Raw genomic sequence first — 18,369 nt, 5'->3', positions numbered from 1 at the left:
GGCAAGGCCACCATCATTGGGGCTAAAATGGGGCTATAAGTTTAAACCCTTGTATTTCTACTGCCTAAAAACTGATTAATCCCATCGATAGTATATTAAATCAGTAAGTTACAATCTCTTCTCTACTCTACAGGTTCTAAACTTTCGCCATTTTTTAATACGATCTCTTCCCCTAAGTAGCTCGCAAAATCTGTCAGTTCGATGCCACTGAGTTTGTTGCCTTTATACGCAAACTGACCTTCATGACAAATCTCATCGGGCGAACCACAAGTGACCCTAATCCTGTAAATAGGGTGACGGCTTTCTACAATACTAAGCCCTCTTGCCGTGGGTTCTGGAAACCAAAGCATACGCCCAATAACCTGAGCATCATCTGGAGTATGAGAAGACTCCAACTTGAACAATAACGTTCCCAATATCACCAGAGCTAAGCTGGTAGATACGAGCAAGAGCAAAACCCATTTGATAAAAATTTTCACATTAAACACCCTAGCCTAATCGCGGAATTTTGTCAGACTACCGAGTTTCAAAGGGATCCTATCTTACGATAACCTTATGAACCAAAGGTATTTATTCATGACATGAGCATTTAGATCATCATAGGCTAAATACTACCTTACAGGCCCAGCACTCAGAAATAGTCATACTGCATAACGAGCGAATTCATTTTAGGGTTCACCTGAACTCCATTTTGCGTAATTGAACGCTTGCGAGCTCGCACTTTCAGCGACTGCCTTAAGATTTCACTAGTGATAGGGTTGCGCTTACCATATTGCGATTGATTGAACTTGTGGATCTTCACCATCACCGACTTCATTGCTTCACCATCTTTCAGGCGATAGGCCGTGTAGTAGGCGTTCATCAAGCTTTGGCGGCGCTTAACGATAAAGGTTTCATAGTTCTTAATCGCATTGTTCTCATCATACTGAAGGTTCGCACGGCCAATCGCAAAACCAGACGCTTGGCCAAGCAGCTCAAAGGCCGTTAGATCACTCACAATCTCGTCGCCGTTCTTCGTCGTCACGCCACCTTCATTGATGTATCGAGCGGTTTTAAGCACATCTTTAATCGCTTTCGGCGGGATACGCTCGATACCGCGAGCAAATTGGTCGTTAGAAATATCGGATAAGCCTTGCGCCCATGAAACACCAATACCACCAATCACCGGTCCTAACGCTTGCTTCATGTATTCCACATACGCGGTGGAGGCATCCACATCACGGTTAATGCTGCGCACCCACAAATCATTAAGTGAGATACGGCCAGAAATACTCGGTAAAGTACCATGCCAGATTAACGCTGCGTTCTCTTTACCAAATGCTTCGGCCAGCATACGTTTTAATTCAGTTTCCGCATCAAACGGCTCGTCGTCATCCCCCACAATCTCTTGCGCCGCGTCAATCGCCGTGGTGATCGCCCACAATGGCAACGCACCCGCACCACCAATAAAAAAGGTCGAGGCCAGCGTTCCTAAAAGCTGTTTACGTGCCATCGATTTGACTTCGGGCGTCTCCCCTTTTAACGCTTTGGCTATGTTCGCCCACAAGTAATAAGTCATGTTCTGGCTGTACTGCTTAAACTGGAGGGCGACCGCCGCCATATCGCTTTGCATAAAGCGCGCACGGTTAATCGATGAGTAGTCAAAATGGCTATCCCACGTATCTTTAATCGCATCCGCGATTGCCTTTTCATGGTCGCCGTGTTTCTTCATAGCAAGACGATAGGCCGCAATATAGCTCACTTCGCGGTTAAACACTTCGGCATGGTGGAAAGCCCAACCAATGATGTTCATCGCTTTATTCCAAGTCCCTGAATACTTCGCGTTGGGGTTTTCTGCCAAACCAGCTAAGTCTGCCGCTTGCGTAACATCAATCACGCCCTGCGCAACCGCACGGCGCATCGCCTCTTTCTCGCCACCAGTGAGCACGCTTCCCAATATCCCCTGACCTTTCGGGCGGTTTCGGGTAAATGCTGCTTTCAGGTATTGCGCCGTCGCTTGGCTCATCATTTTGGAAGACTCCGCCATACCGTAGCGGGAACCCAAAATAGGCAGGGCGACTTGAAGGTTTTGGGTTAAGTTCACCAGTGCTGCGGCAGGCGTTAAACCCAGCATCCACACAAAGCCCAAACTGGTCAGTTTTTGCGCCCAACCAGCGCGGGAAGGATTGCGCACCCATTCATGGCGCTTGTTCAACTCTTCCACTACACGGTCGGCTTCCACATTGTTCGGCAGCTCATGCACGTACTTCTGAATGCTATCGAGGTGGTTATCCAGAATATCCATATGGTCGAGGCGAGCCTGCTGACGCGATTGTCTAAAGCCTTGGTCAGCCAGTGCTCGCACCGCATCTTGGCTAAAACCGGCAACGCCTTTGCGGTGAATGAAGTTACGGCGCATCGAGCGAGCGGGCAACGTGCGCAAATACATCTGGTAAATCTCATCACTCAGCGACTCTTTCGCCGGTGTGTGCATGTTCGCTTGCTCTACCAACTGCAACACATCGGCCACAAACGGCAGCGACGCCTTCTGCACCGCATTAAATTGCGCTTTCATACCAGAGTTGAGAGAAAAGCCAGCCTTACGCAGTTTCTCGGCGGCCAGTTCCATTTCACCTTTGGTTTCAAACATCATAAATTGGCGTTCACCGTTCTCATCGGCAAAGTCAATCCAATAATCACCGTGGCGTGACAATGGGAAGTACAACCCTTTGGCGGCGCGCTCGTGACGCTGGCGCAACTCGGCCAGCATCGCTTTGCGGATCTTGGCATCAAACACCGCTCGTACAATGTTCTCTTCCAGCGCTTTATTCATCCGCTCAGATTGAGCGCGATAGTGATCGCGCATCTGGCGATAGCGGCGCTTTTGCTCAGCGTTGAGGCGGGCAAATTTGGGGCGTAACTCCACATGGCGCTTGCGGCGGTTTGGCTCTTGTTTCAAAAGCTCTCGCTCTTCTTGAAGGGTTTTCCAGGCCTTAGAGCCACGTTCACTGTTTAAGCCGCCCTCTTCTTTCAAAATCCGCTCTTGCTTAGCAATACTCTCTTTCAGCTCTTCCTCGCGGGATTGGAACGCCTCAGACGGGTCCACATCCGCCAAGGTCGCTTCATGCGCAAAAGCAAAGAGTTCATCCGCCTCTTTCGGGTTCGCCTTAGCCCAATCGCTCAGGTCTTCGGCCATCTTGGCCGCCTCTTCGGCCAGCATGTTCTGTGTCACCACCATAGAGTTGATTTCATCTTGGTAGGCGTCAATCATCTTGCCCAAAGGCTTATCAATAACGGTGGAGACTTCCCCCATCTGGCGCAGCGTCAACATCGCGTATTTGTTGCGGCCAAGCGCATCGAGCGATTGCCCAATCACCGGTACACCATACAGCGCCTGTTTGATTTTACTCACCAAAGCGTTTTGCTTTTGTGCCAGCGCCTCATCGGCGCTCATCTGGTATGATGTAGAGGCCGTATCCGCTGGCACGCCCTGCGATCTTGAGCGAGAGAAAAACAGCGTATTATTCTCAGGTCTTGTCACCTTATCTTTTGGCGGTGGCGCTTTTAGCTGCTCCTTTGCTTTGAACACCAAGGTGAGTAATTCATTATTGTTAAACTCAGGGGAGTAAATAAAACCAAATAACGAACGCAGCATAGCGCGTACTTTCGCCAATAAACGTTGAATTGGGGTCGCAAACTTTTGCTGCTCAGCAAGATGCGCCACCAGCTCCTGTACCAGAATTTCCTCGGCATCCGCCTTAGTGAGCGTCTGCGCGGAATTTAAGTAAGGTGCTAAATCCACACCATTTTTCTCTGCAAGCCGTTGAATCCCTTTGATGCCGCCTAACCTTAAGGCTAGGGTATTCATATCCGGTTGCGCCTTGCCTTCTTTGAGCAATCGCGCTAATCCAACGTGACCAGCCACTTCGTGAAAAATCGTTTCTTCTACCTCTGAGGCATAATTATGTTTTTCAGCGACCAACCAGACTTTGTGCTCTTTGATGTCATAAAGCCCGTACACTTCGCCTTGGGCATCATTCTTGGCTATGGCTGTTTTTACATAATCAGGAAGATCCGCCTCCGTATCCACCGTCTCAAAGCGGAGCGTGAAGTTTTTGAGGCCGAGCTTGCCGAGCGCCGTGCGAGTCACCGCATCAATGGTGCTCCGTTTCACAGTGATACCACCGGCTATCTTTCCGGTTTTCACCCCGGTACGCCCTGCATTCGTACTGGTACGACTAAACAAGACGACGCCATCACTCGCCGCTGAATCCCTCGACGGCTCATCCACTGGCGAGCCTATCTCGCGTTTGGCCTCTTCAATTTGGCGCGCTTCATGGCGCGCTTTAGCCTCAGCTAAAAACGCATACTCCGCTTTGGGCGTTTGAGTCGGTTGCGGTATCACCTCAGACAGTACCGGCGCTTCCCCCACTTTTGAGTTGTGTGAAAGAAGAAGATGCACATAATCCCCGTTAGCATCGAGCGCCGGCATCACTGAATCGTATTGCCAGCCGGGATAAGGAATGCGCACACCCACTGTCTGGTAACGCTGGCCGTTATGCTCAACCGTTTCAGGGCGGATAGAGTTCGGGTCAAAGGTGGAGCGCTTCACTTTGCGCAGCGTTTCACGGTCAACAAACTTGTTGGGCGTTTCACTGCGGCGTAGCTCTTCTTTGATATCGGCCATCGAGGCTTCTACCGACAACCACAGGTTGCGGCTTTTCGCCTCATCCAGCTCTTGTTTGAGCGCGGTGATATCCATCTTGGCAATCTGGCGCGAATCCTTGAGCGTACTTTGCAAGCTTTGCAGCTTTCTCTCGAAGCGCTCTTGCTCGCCATTTAACGCCGTGGCAATCGCATTAAGGTGCAGCGCATTCATCAGCTTAGGCGATTGCACAATCGAACTGCTTTGCATCCCTCGCGCCATATAGTCGATGGTCTTACCCTTGCCATCCACCAAGCGCACGTCAATCAGAGGCGTTTTCGTTCCCTCATGGGTGAAATAATCCACGTCCATCACCAAGCCCAATTGCTTACCCAGCTTGATTTCCCCTTGCCAACGCCGAGATTGCTCGATCGCCGCAATCGCGGGCTGAATAATGGCCTTATTCAGCTCGATGGAATACTCATCATCCAGTTCATGGATCATTGGTCGCTTAGGCTTTTGCGGTTTCTTCAAGCCGCGCTCTTTGCGGGTTTTCGCATCCAGCTCAGAGTAAATCGCCATCGCCGCATCGTATTCATTATCCGCCGCTAAATAATCGGCTTGTGCATCACGGTACAGCGTGGTGAACGCCTCGGCATCAAACTCAGTGATATCAGCCTTACGCAGCGTTTCAAGGCGCAATTCAATCGCGGCTTTCTCATCGTCAAAACGCTCAACAAAACGCTTGGCCGCGCCAATCGAGCTGGCTTGCGCCGTGTAAGAGCTGTCTAAATCCAACAGCTTAGCGTCCGATTCCAGTTTCAAACGGTAAATAGGGTTGCCGGTTGACGCGGCTTTAAACTCCGCGTAGCTATCCGCATCCGAATTGCTGTTTTCAACAAACTGATCTAACTCGCCGTTACGGAACTGCTCAATCGCGCCCGCTTTACGCTCTAGGATTTGCCACATCACTGGGTCACTCGAACCTTGAGTGGTATAAGCAATCAACTCAACCTCAAAGCCTTCCGGTTTACCCGCGTTCGCGGCACGTTGGTAAAACTCATTGCCCTGACGCACAATTCGCCCTTCGCGCTGCTCCATATCAGACGGACGCCAAGGCGCATCCATATGATGCAAGGCCACCAAACGATTTTGCACGTTGGTTCCCGCGCCCATCTTCATCGATGAGCCAATCAATACCCGTACCTCACCTCGGCGAACGCGATCAAACAGCGCCTCTTTTTTCAACGTGGTGTTGTAGTCGTGGATAAACGCAATCTCATCGTCGGGAATGCCCTTTTCCATCAGCGAGGCTTTCAGGTCATCGTACACACTAAAGCCGGTATCCGCCGTCATGGTAGAGGCGGTCAGTTCGCGGATCTGCTCTTCCAGCTTCTCGTACTGGTCAGCATCAATCTCGCCGGTTTCCGCTTGAGCGTTCACCTTATCACCCAACTCTTTTAGCGTTTGCGAGTAAGGCATTTCCACCTCGTAGATTTCCAAACGACTGGAAATAAACGCTGCCGCTTTGCCCTTACCTAAGACCGTTTCCGCCAAGCTTTTCAGGTCTGATTTCACCGTTGCAATCGCGTACTTCGCGGGCGTCCCCATATCGGAGAACACCAGTTGTGTACCTTTATCGTCCTGCCACTGGTCGTAAATCGATTTGATCCGCTCGGCGGCGCGAGCCACTTTCCCTGTTGGGTCACGCTGTGCGGTCGGGTCCACCAAGCGCACATCGAGCGAGGCTTTTTTCGCATCGGTCAGTACCCACAGTGGGTTATCAATCTTAGCGTAAGCTGTCCGCTCCTCTTGGGTTTTGAGCTGGTTAAACGCCTCCATACGGGCAATCAGATAGTCGTTGTACTCGCGCTGCGCTTCGGTCGCCGGTGCGATGTTAAGCTGACGTTTGCCGCCTTTGATATTAGGGATAGGGAATCGAGTCGCTTTATTCTCGCCCGTCGCCTTGTTCTTAGCCTCCACATCCTGACGGAAGATGTTCACCATATCTTTTTGGGTGATCACATCGGCAAACTGACGATACAGGGTCGAAAGTTGCTGCATGTTATTGAGTCCCTTCAACACACTGCGCTCTTTCACCGTGCCGGTTGGCGTGTATTCCAAGGTAATTTCCGTATTGAAGAAAGAGCCAGCAAAAGAGTCGTAGAAAGACATCTGCAGCTCTTTCAGCGTGTCGTGGCCAAGGTAATACATCATGGTGTACAGCTCGACCAAGCTGTTAGAAATCGGCGTACCGGTCATAAAGGTCACGCCACCGTTCTCTAAGCCTGAATGCTGCGGGTTTTGATGAGCAAATCGAGCGCCTTTTCAGAGCCTTTCGGATCGTTCATCCCCACTACACGGTCAGTGCGTGTCGCGTAAGTCAGGTTTTTAAACTCGTGCGCCTCATCGACCACCAAGTAATCCACGCCCAAATCCCCAAAGGTAAACCCGATTTGGTCAGCGTTCTTACTCAGCGCTTCCTCTTTCTCTTTGATTTTGTCTTGTAGACGGGAAATCGAGTCCTCAATCTGTTTGACTGTCGCCCCACGCTGCCCAGACTGCTTAGCTTCGGCTTTCGCCTCTTCCAGTGCGCTGCGCTGCTCGTCAATTTTCTCGTTAATCACCGTGCGGAAATGCTCAATATCATTGGGCATGGCGCGCAAATGGCTATGCCCCATCAACACCACATCGTAATCGCCGGTCGCAATGCGTGAGAAAAACTGCTTACGCTTCTTGGCCGTAAAGGCTTTATCGTCCGCGACCAGCACCTTAGCCGACGGGTAGAGCTTCAAAATATCTTTATGGAAGGATCCTAGAATATGGTTCGGAACCACCGCCATCGGCTTTTTGCTTAGGCCAAGGCGTTTACGCTCCATCATGCCGGTAATGGCCGTAAAGGTTTTCCCCGCCCCCACGGTATGATCGAGTAAGGTATTTTTACTCTGGATCATGCGAAGCGCGCCATCGAGCTGGGTTTTACGCATATCGACCGCAGGGTTCATCCCGACGGTTTGCAAGTACAAACGCCCGTTGTATTTACGGTTAACGTGGGTATTAATCCGCTCGTTAAAGTTATCGGCGATTTGCTTAGCAATCTGCGCATCACTTTTCGCCCACGTCACAAACGTCGAAGCGAGCTTATTGGCCAGCGCGTTAACTTCCTTGGTCGCTTTCTCGTTTTTGGTGCGCTCTTTGCCATTGGTGTCGTAAATCACCAGTGATTTACCATTGGCCGCAGAGTTCAATAAATCCGCCAGTGTGGCGCGGTCATGCTTAAACTGTGAGCCTAATGCACTGAGTGTGCCGCCCGACTCGCCCAACACTGAAATAGCCCCGATATGACGGTTAACCGTCACCGTCGCCTTATAACCTAGCGCTTCGGCAAAGCGTTCAAACACATCAGAGTCAATCCATGTTGCACGGATAGAGGGCTTCACTTGCTCTGGCGTTTTGTCTTCGGGAAGCACGGCTTCCAAAAGCTTCACGTTAGTGTCTAGCCCTGCGCTCTTCGCCGCTTGGTACTTCGCCTTCACATTGCCCGATAAGTAATCGTCGATGAACTCATACTTTTGCGTTTCAGGGTTCATCAACAAATACGGCTTTTCACCTTCGGTCAGCTTCGTCAGCACCTCATCATGGCCAAGACCGAGCAAACCGCTCACGTACTCGATATCGACCTTACCGCGTTCACGCATCGAGTAGTTGACCGCATCCGACACATTACTGGCTGATTCAGGGCGCTTGTAAGGGAAGAGCAAGCGTTTGGAGAAGAGATCACTCTTAGTGACTTCGCCGCTGTCACTGACACTATCTAAGCCCGCTTCAATCCCTGTATCGCCATCGAGAAGATTCAAGCTCTCAGTCAGCGTCGCGGGCTTACTGTTTCTGCCTTTGGTCGCAAACGCCTTGGCAAATTCATCGTATTGCACGTTCAGGCGCTGACGCAGACGCTCGATATCCCCCGCACCAGTTTTCTCGGCGCGCAGCAGTGCCAGTGCGCTATTGCGAATGGTCAGCATCGCTTTCAGTTTGCGAAACTTATTAGGACCAAGGCGCGTGTTATCAATGGCGTCATCAAGCGCGTTCAAAGCTTGGTTTTTGGATTGCTGTCCGGTGAGGTAAGCCAGCACCGCCTTGACCGCGCTCTCTTTGAGTTTTGAGCCAGTAAAATCACTTTTGATTTTGCCTTTATTCAGAAACTCATTGTCCGCGAACTGTTGTAGGCGCGCTTTATCGCCCTGCTCGACAAAATGGCGCGCTCGACTCATCAACCAGCCATCATCACTCCAAATCGAATCGGGCGTCACTTCATACACCTGAGCACCCTTCGTCGGGTGATCGTCGCCACGGCGTATCACCTTGCCGTCGGCGTTCACCATCATGCCGCCAATCGCAAGGTCGGATTCCGCCAACATCACCTCACCGGCAATCGCATCTTTGGTTTCAGGGGTTAACGCTAAATCTTGCCCTTGTGCGAGTGAGGCCAGCGCTTTGCTGATTGACTGCTCAAGGTTCGCATGTTGCGAAACAGGGTTCACCGTCGATTCGCTTTCATCCCCACGGTACATCTTGCCTTGCGCGACTTCGCCCAGAATGTATTGCGGGTTTTGCGCAAACCACTGGTTAACACGAAAACCGTTCACCTCGCCGTCTACGTCAGTCCAAACGGTATTCTTGGCCGTCTCCCCCTGCTTAAGCTTGCGAAACACCACGATATCCGTGGTCACTTCCGTACCGGCATTGCTCTTAAACGCCGTATTCGGCAGGCGCACCGCGCCGACAAAATCCAGCTCTTGGCTCAGTTGTTTGTGGTTTTTGTTCAGCGTATCGAGGAAGCGGTTTGTCACCACCATCATCAGCAAACCGTTTTCATGCAAAAGCTTGGCTGATTTAGCGATGAAATAGTTATGGATCGCCATGCCTGAAATATCAGGGTTCTTGTTGTCACGGATAGACTGACTGCCAAAAGGCGGGTTACCAATCGCCAAAGAAAAAACGCCGTGTTTAAACGGCGTTTCTTGGAATCCTTTAACCTGAACATCGGCTTCGGGGTAGATAAGTTTGGCAATATTGCCGGTCACAGGATCGAGTTCGGAGGCAAACCAGCGCGATTGATCGCGCATGTCGGACGGTTGCCAACCAATAAAGTTACCTGAACCCAGCGATGGCTCGACCACATTCATCGGGCTGTTGCCAAGGCCCAACGCTTTCACGCCACTCCACATGCCTTTCACTACGGCCTCTGAGGTATAGAAGGCGTTACGGGTACTCATCCGAACGTTGTTGTATTCCTCTTCGGTCAGCAGCGTTTTTAGCTCTTGGTGCGCGGCTTGCTGTGATTTGGAAGTGTTCGTGTTATCAAACACAGAAGCGAGGCCGCCCCATCCCACATACTGTGCCAGTACCTTTTTCTGCTCAAGCGTCGCGGGCATTCCTGACTGGGTGAGATCCTTCATTAAGCGAATCGCCGCGATATTCGCGGCGATCCTTTGTGTAGCAGTACCATTGGCGAGGCGATCCACCTCATCGAGCGCTAGGCGTTCAATAGCGTCTCTCGATACGCTTCGCTCTGTGCTGTCAGGTAATGTACGCCTAGACTCATTAGCTCGTCTTCCCGCGCTCGCGTCTTCTTCGCTAACGCTTGAGCGATTGGCGTCAGTTCCTCGTTGCTCATTTTCTTGTACTTCGGATTGCGGCGAAGATCTTTCATCAAGTCTTGCTGTATTTGAGGTCTCGTTGCCATGGTCGATATCTCCTTTTGACTGTAGTGGTACTTCTTGGCCAGAATGAATTGAAGGTTCAGATAAAGCAGATAGCTTATCGGTATAGCTCTCTTTTTGCTCACGCTCGAAATCCGCAAGGGACTTATCGCCTAGCGCTTCTTGCAGCGCCTTTGCGGTAAAACCTTTATCTCGATAAGCTTCGCGTACGCCTTTAAGCTTGGGTTTGGCTCCACCATTGTTATCAATGACCTCGCGGATCACCGCTTTTGCTTGTCGAATGATATTGGGCTCGTCCAAGCTTCCTACGGACTGTGTACTAGCCTCCTCCTTAAGCGCGGCGGCGTTCATCATCGCGGCGGTTTTACCTACAAACTGATTCGCCAAATTGCGCACACTGTGTGCCATCTGCTTTTTAATAACCGGTAATGAGCTGGTTTGCCCGTCCAGCTCTAATACCGAACCTTGTGGCGAGGCATCAACTAACGCATTAATTCGTTTGATCGTCTGAGTGATTTCGTTCTCAGCAAAGGCACGCGCCTCAGTGTCGCTAACAAACTCTTTAAACAGCGCTTCGGCATTCTTACGACGCTCGATATTCTCAGGCAGATTCGCCTCATAGTCAGCACGGCGACGGGCGGCTTCTTCATAGGCGGCGAGGCGCTTCTCATGGTTTTGAAATTCCGCTAAAACCGCATCGGTATCAAAGCCTTTAGCACGACTTAAGCGCTTGCGTAAACGCTTCGACATTCTTGATGTTTTTCCCGCAATCCCCGCAAAATCACGGATAGGCTTCTTGCCCTGTTCGCGCATTTTCATCGAGTTAGGGCGTTCCACAAAGCTTGATACCGGCTGACCTAAACGCTCACGGCGCGCATCGAGATCGGCTTGGCGCTCAGAAGCTTGAGCCTGTCCTTTCTGGTTGGCCAAGTCACGCATAAAAGCGCGTGTCGTGCGCTCACCCGATTCAGGATGCACACCAAACCATGCCGGATTCTCATCCGGTGAAGCAGGGCGGCTGTCTCTTTCGCGCTGTGCGGCGGCCAATTGCGCGGCGTTTTTACTCTCCTGCGCCTTCGCTTCAATCGCCGCTTGCGCCGTATCACGGTCAAAACGGGCAAACTTAAACTGCGCTAAGCCATCATCCTGATCGCCGGTCGCTTTTTCCTTCTCAGGCAGTGGGTAGCGGCGGGCGTATTCCAGTTCTACCATGCGCTCTAGAAGCTCAGGCTTATTGCGGTCTTCCTTGAGTAACTGAGGCTCCATTTCTGCGCGAATCGCTGCTTTGCGTGAGCTTACCGTATCATCGAGCTGGTACTCATTCTGCTTGCGCTCGATACGCTGGTGCGGTTTTTCACGCTTGGCCATATCCAAACTGGTTTGTTTTGGCGGTGTTCAATTTGGGTTAACGTCGGGTCGATATCGAGATCACGCCCTTTTTGCGCAAGAGACTCGTACTCTAGTTCTAGCTGTGCGGTCAACTCTGGATTTTGGTCTGCCTCTTCACTTTTCAGGAATTGCTCAATCTCCGCAGCCCGCGTGGGGTCTACGGCGCGAGCCATATCAATCGTTTCTTGGTAAGCGTTGCGCTCTGGCAACACACCACGCTCAGTCAGTGCTTGGCGACTTTGCGCAAAGCGAGAGCGGATTGCCGCATCCCTGCTATTATCTGTTTGTCTTTGCTGCGCACCTTGCAACAACTCATCGTATTGCCCTTGTGGATTCAACGTAGGATCAACCGCATTCATCGCGGCAGTTTGCGCGGGAGCATCCCCATTGTTAGGCATCGCTTGCGCTTCATCTGCGGCTTGCTCTGCGATCTCTTGCTCTTGAGTATCGCTAACATTCTGCGAGTTCGTTTGCGCGGGCGTATTCTCAGTCGGTTGCCCTTTAGCTCGATACCCACCGACAGCGCCAAGAGGACCACCGAGCGCACCACCGATCACCGCACCTTCCAAGCCATCCACCAAAGCACCGGTCGTAGGGTCAATCTCTTGTCCCGTCACCTCATTGGTTACTTGGTTTCGGGCATAAGTCTGACCATAGCCCTCAATAAACTCCGTACCGCCTTCGGTGATCGCACCTTTCGCCGCACCGGCAACCACACCTTTTTTAGCCATCTTGCCGAGTAACGCGCCAAACAAATACTTATCACCCATCGCACCGGCGACAGAGGCCGCCACGGCGGTCGGGTCGGTAGACATTTGCAAGCTGGCATAACTGGCCGTCTCTTCCTTAGCGAGATCGAATAACTCCGCCGCACTCATCCCCTGATATTGCGGATCATCAGCAAACCGGAGCAAGGATTGCTGAAAATACTCCGAGTTATCCGCAAGCCATGAGCTATCCATCTGCATTACCGCGTCACGCGCATCCATGCTTGCGCCACCGAGCGACGTCCCTACACCCGTTGCACCCGCGCCGGTGGCTGCCATTCGTGAGATTGCTTTGTCAGCCACGGCTTGCGCGGCCTTTTCGGTCATGCCCTTTTTCAACATCGACTTAGTAATGGTTGAGCGCAGCGCGACTTTTGCACCCGCACCGGCAAAGCCACCACCTGCAAAGTTAGCCGCCAGCGAGCCTAGCCCATCAGCAATTTTCATCGCCCACACATCGATATCCGCAGCACCTTCTGCAAAGGCGGGATTGCCCTTTTCGTTCTCTTCAAAGAGACGTGAATTCAGGGCGTCACGGCCATCTTGAGTCATGCTCTCTTGCAGATAATCCGAGCCAGACGACATCAAATCTCGAAAGCTCTCACCCACACCAAGGAAGTTCTCCGAGAGTTCACCAAGGCCAGCCAGTGAACGCAGAGCGCCACTACCGACGGCTTTAGCGGTATCACCCAGCGTCACATCATAGTCGCGCTGCGGCACTTTAGGGGCTTCAAACTGAAAGCCTTCCGGTAAGAAAGCGGACTGACTCATATCCGTTGAGGCATTAATGGTCGATTTTGATGACAGTTCTTCGCCCAATAGCTTCTTGTCTTGCATGTGCAGCTCCAAATTTCAGGCATAAAAAAACCGCCACCCCGAAGGGCAGCGGCTTAATTAATAGACTGGTGTTAGTATGGGAAACGCTACCACACTTTTGGATATCCAGCTACTAAACGGAAAATCGCAGAGTTGATTGATCTTGATAAACCTATAATTTCTTGGCAATTTTTGCCTGTGAACTTTTGGAGTTATGATAGACAAGTTCAAAACGTCAGAGATTTCACGCACGCCATGATCGATCTGTTTAATACAGAAATGCAGTATCGTTGCCCCTTTTGGAAAGACCCCGAGACTTGCTCTTGTGCTTCTTGTTTTAACCAAAGATTATTGAACAAACGCTGTTCTGCGTTAAAGGCTGCTGAAGCAAAAATTTCGCAGCAACAGTTATAGCCGGTAGCTTGGCCGTCGTTTTATCGGGAGTTCTTTGGTCCCAATTGAAAAGCAAATCTGAAGAATTTGTACCCTGTGAAAATTTGACTAGAGAATCACGTCATTACTCAGCCACACATATGTAATATCACCTAAAGAGTGTGTACGGCTAGAGAGCGTGAACCGTTAGGTAGTCAGGTTATTCACACTTGAAATTTCATAGGTTTGATGAATGAGCATTATGGATGATAAAAAAGTATTAGAACTTTTTAATGCTCAAAATAAAATAGAGCATAAAAATTTTTGAGTTGGTTTTATGCTGCATCCAGCTAAAGATCATGAAATTATTCAATGTATAGAGAACGCATCAAAGTTTTTCAATTTAAATTTAGATGATAATTATACTCATATATTAAAATTAACTGATGGCATTTCTTGTAAAGGGTTTAATATTTATAGTGACAAACAAAGAGAAGATTCATCTTATTTTGATGAAATTATTGAGATAAACTTGGAGTTCTTCCCTCAGAAAATACTCCGCCTATAGTGAAGAATTAACAAGTCGTATTGTATTTAATATTGAAAGTAAAATGTACGAAATTGTATATAGAGTATCTTGGGATAAACTTTATCATTTCGATAACTTCATAGATGCCTTAAGCTTTAACTTAGAAGAAAGTTTCATATTCTCCGTAAGCGACAATGAAATCGTCAAAATTACAGTAGAATGAAAAACCCTATAAAGATTGAAAATGATTCTTGTTGCTTTGAGTAATGATAATGATGTGAAGATTAATAAAACTTACACACCACAATCACGCTGCTCTATAATAAGTTAATATTATTGATTTTGTCTAAAGAAGCGCTCAGCATGAGCAAATAGGCTATCACAGTGGATCTTCTGTTGAGTATATTCGTCTGAACCCTCAGACATTTCTCCTAGAACAGCTTGCGCTCTATGGTACTCTTTCACCATCTCTTCGAATTTTGCTTCATAAGTGCCTTTCTTATTTTTTTTAGGCAATTTAACTCTTTTGTTTCTCATGGTTGTACCTTTAAAAAGTTACACATTAATATTTACATGCAAGCCATTTAGATATTCTTTAAGGCTTGACTTAAATCTTAAAAATAAGCATTCCTTAAAAACGCAAGTAAAGCGATAGCTCTCAACCCCAACAGTTATATGAGTAAAGCACTATTTTTAACGGATGCAATCTGTTGCTCTATTTATCATAGATATATCTCGTGTGATAAGCATTGAGAAAATCTAATAAAAAAATACGGTACTAAATCTTAGTATGACGATGTCACTCAAAAGAATACCGAGAAGAGATTTAGACTTACCGCGGAATGAATAGTTCGAGATAAAAACGAGGCTTACTATACACAGATTAAATGAAATAGATAGAGATTTTCTTATCCTTTTCTATCGCAACTTTGATCATGAAATGTGAATCCATAGACAATTCAAAATTGATATCCGATATGAAGGTCATTTATACATATGATTAAAGTATAGCTAGCACACAGCGTGTCGACGAATGACTTTCAGCGCTCTTTACCTTAAGCGATCACTACAAAAATAAAAAAAGAAAAAGCTAGCTATTCTCAAATCTATCGGTATACTGCATACCAGCTCCTAAGAAGAGAGCTATTTAATTTAAGATCTACATTTCTCTCAGTTCCTCATCGATACCCTCGTTTACGTTCCTGCGACAAAATATTTATCTCTAAATCATAAAATAGCACTTATTAGCTAAAAATTAATCCAAAAAATCCAATATAGAGGTATCTATGTCTAATAAATCAACTGGTTCAGTAAAATGGTTCAACGAAACTAAAGGTTTTGGCTTTCTTTCTCAAGACAATGGTGGTGATGACGTTTTCGTTCATTTCAATTCTATTGTTTCGGCTGGATTCAAGACGCTAGCTGAAGGCCAAAAAGTGTCTTATCTCGTTGAAAAAGGTAAAAAAGGTTTACAAGCTGCTGATGTAACAGTGTTGTAAGGCAGTATGTGACACCACTCTATCGTGGTGTCACACATCCTTTTGATTTCTCTTCAGTTTATATACCAAAGTTATCTTGAAAAAATTCACAGCATTGACTGCATAAGTCACGGTTAATATCTATTTAATACTTTCCGTATAAATACCTTTGGTATATATCTAACATTAGGTAATGTTTACCTAAATCTTCTATTCCATTTTCTGGAATTCATATTAATAGACTCGCAATAGAGTCAACCTCGCCTAGTGCTTTATCCATATAAATTGGTTTATATATTGAAAGCGGTTGGCGAATAAACGAGAAACACATGAAATTAAACTTATCCGCACCCACAATAAATATTAACCACTATGATCACGTTATCCCTAGTCGAGATTGTATTCTTAGTCTATTCGATAAAGTAAAACACTATTTAAGTCACGAACAAATCTCTCATTCGACTGGGTTAAGTGAAAAAAATCAAAAAGAAGCACTGAAAAAACGGCTCCGAGCGATGGAACGTGATGGTCAACTCACCTTTACACACAGAAGAGGCTATCAAAAAGTTGATCAAACCGCGTTAGTCTCGGGTCGAATTAGCCTACATGCTGATGGTTTTGGTTTTGTCTCGTACGACGATAATCAAAAAGACCTATTTTTACCTAAACATCAGCTCGAACACGTGTTTGATGGCGACATTGTATTGGTTCTAAAAGGTGATGCTCAGCAACAAGGCCGTTCAAATAATCGTTTGGTTAAGATTGTTGAACGAAAAACGACACACATTGTGGGTATGCTTAAGAAAAAAGGCGTTAACTTCTACCTATCACCAGAAAATTCTACGTTTTCACAGATCATTCACGTCAATCCAAATCAATTTACAGTCAAAAGTGTGGGTAAACTGGTTTACACCCAAGTGACCAAATATCCTGATCACAAACACTCTACGACGGTTGAGATCATGGAAGTGTTGGGACGCCCGGGTGACTCAGGGATTGAGGTAAAACTGGCATTACGTCGTCACGGCATCAATGATCAGTGGGATAGTGAAATACTCAGCGCTGCCCTTGCTTTTGGATCCGATGTAAATGAAAAAGACAAAATACAGCGTGTTGACTACCGAGATCTGCCTTTTGTGACCATAGATGGTGATGATGCCAAAGACTTTGATGATGCAGTCTATGGCTATCCGATGGATAATAGTCAATGGAAACTGTTTGTCGCTATCGCAGATGTGTCCCACTATGTCCAACCAAATGCTCCCTTAGATCTCGAAGCCCAAACTCGCGCGACGTCAGTCTATTTCCCTGGATATGTCGTACCAATGCTGCCTGAAGCGTTGTCGAATGGCTTGTGTTCGCTCAATCCAAATGTTGATCGACTTGTCTTGGTGTGTGAGATGACCTTTGATGATTCAGGTACTATGCTGGATGCGGAGTTTTCTGAAGGCCTCATTCATTCCCATGCTCGGTTGACCTATAAGCAGGTCAACGAGACGATTCTGCAATCGAACCAACGGAGCAATTCTCGTTCAAACAAGGTCGAGAAACACTTGCTCAACCTGCATCGTTTATATCTGAATTTGCTGGGACAACGTCAAGTGAGAGGGGCGATTGATTTTGATACTCAAGAACTCGCGTTTACTTTAGATAATAAGAAGAAAATCGCCTCGATCGATCCTGTTATTCGTAACGATGCGCACCGAATGATTGAGGAATTCATGTTGTGTGCGAATGTGGCTACCGCTGAGTTTTTACAAGAGCATAAAATACCCAGCCTGTATCGAGTGCATGCCGGCCCTCAGATGAAAAAGCTCACTTCACTGCGCATGATGCTAGCCGACAAAGGCTTAATCCTCGGAGGTGGTGATAAACCCACGTCACACGATTACAATGCGCTTTTAGATCAAGTCCGTGATTTAGAAGAAAGGGATGTGATTCGCACCTTGCTGTTACGTTCTCAAAGCCAAGCCGAATATTCTCCTAAAAACATGGGACACTTTGGCTTAGCTTATGAGGCTTATGCGCACTTTACATCCCCCATTCGCCGTTATCCTGATTTGCTGGTTCACCGAGCGATCCGTTCTAAACTGCGCGAACAAGCGAAAGGTAAATTCCAACGCCTACTAATCAAACTCAAATCGCTTGGTCAATTCACAGGAGTGCCAACAAATTATCCTTATGATAGCAAGGCTATTGAGCAATTAAGTGTGCATTGTTCTCAACAGTCTCGTCAGGCGGATGAGGTAAGCCGTGAGGTCGAGAATGCGTTGAAGTGCCACTACATAAAGCCATTCATCGGGCAAAGCTTTACCGGCCGGGTATCTGGTGTGACTCATTTTGGTCTGTTTGTTGAGCTAGAATCAAATCGAATCGAAGGTTTAGTTCCCCTATCTAGCTTCCAAAACGGAGAGTTTGAGTTTGATGGAGTGAGACAAAAAATTGTTAGCCGAACCACCACTTTTGCATTGGGCACTCAAGTCAAAATTGTGGTGAAAGAAGTGGATGCTAAACAAAGAAGAATCCTGTTTAGTTTTCCTCAGTAGTGTCAGGAATTTATTACCATGTGCGGTTCTTCACTCGATACACTCCCGAAGCAGCGCCGCCCTATTTGGAATAAACTACGAAATTCAATCCTATCGATTTAAGTGTAACTTTATCTCTCAACTAG

At 47.9% G+C, this 18,369-nt stretch carries 5 protein-coding genes and 1 pseudogene; 2 read left to right on the top strand and 4 right to left on the bottom strand.

Going from position 1 to position 18,369, the window contains the following annotated elements; all coding sequences use genetic code 11:
• Positions 1-122 precede the first annotated feature (122 nt).
• From D908_RS0119525 to D908_RS07960, 4 genes and pseudogenes are all read right to left on the bottom strand, one after another.
• Positions 123-350, bottom strand: a complete 228-nt coding sequence (locus D908_RS0119525; protein WP_002022671.1) for a hypothetical protein — start codon at positions 348-350, stop codon at positions 123-125.
• A gap of 281 nt (positions 351-631) precedes the next feature.
• Positions 632-6,886, bottom strand: a complete 6,255-nt coding sequence (locus tag D908_RS23275) for a PLxRFG domain-containing protein (RefSeq protein ID WP_005525017.1) — start codon at positions 6,884-6,886, stop codon at positions 632-634.
• Between the two features lie 2,051 nt (positions 6,887-8,937).
• Positions 8,938-13,340: pseudogene (locus tag D908_RS23270) on the bottom strand (Eco57I restriction-modification methylase domain-containing protein); the annotation flags it as partial.
• Positions 13,341-14,553: 1,213 nt separating this feature from the next.
• Positions 14,554-14,757: a hypothetical protein gene (locus D908_RS07960; protein WP_005525008.1), complete on the bottom strand. Its 204-nt coding sequence runs from the start codon at positions 14,755-14,757 to the stop codon at positions 14,554-14,556.
• A gap of 749 nt (positions 14,758-15,506) precedes the next feature.
• On the opposite strand from D908_RS07960, the gene D908_RS07965 reads away from it, so the two are divergent.
• Positions 15,507-15,719: a cold-shock protein gene (locus tag D908_RS07965; protein ID WP_005525006.1), complete on the top strand. Its 213-nt coding sequence runs from the start codon at positions 15,507-15,509 to the stop codon at positions 15,717-15,719.
• 308 nt (positions 15,720-16,027) lie between these two features.
• Positions 16,028-18,244 carry a ribonuclease R gene (gene rnr / locus D908_RS07970; protein ID WP_032467622.1) on the top strand — a complete coding sequence of 739 codons (2,217 nt, stop codon included), beginning with the start codon at positions 16,028-16,030 and terminating at the stop codon, positions 18,242-18,244.
• Positions 18,245-18,369 lie beyond the last annotated feature (125 nt).

It is taken from the genome of Vibrio mimicus CAIM 602 (assembly GCF_000338875.1).
In the GTDB taxonomy this organism is placed as follows: Bacteria; Pseudomonadota; Gammaproteobacteria; order Enterobacterales; family Vibrionaceae; genus Vibrio; species Vibrio mimicus.
Note: the sequence above shows the minus strand (reverse complement) of the source record. Positions and strands in the feature narration are given on the sequence as shown.

Bases quoted from the DNA above. Each gene is read 5' to 3' on its own strand.
- D908_RS0119525 (WP_002022671.1), bottom strand. From the start codon at position 350: ATGCTTTGGTTTCCAGAACCCACGGCAAGAGGGCTTAGTATTGTAGAA.
- D908_RS23275 (WP_005525017.1), bottom strand. From the start codon at position 6,886: ATGACCGGTACGCCGATTTCTAACAGCTTGGTCGAGCTGTACACCATG.
- D908_RS07960 (WP_005525008.1), bottom strand. From the start codon at position 14,757: ATGAGAAACAAAAGAGTTAAATTGCCTAAAAAAAATAAGAAAGGCACT.
- D908_RS07965 (WP_005525006.1), top strand. From the start codon at position 15,507: ATGTCTAATAAATCAACTGGTTCAGTAAAATGGTTCAACGAAACTAAA.
- rnr (WP_032467622.1), top strand. From the start codon at position 16,028: ATGAAATTAAACTTATCCGCACCCACAATAAATATTAACCACTATGAT.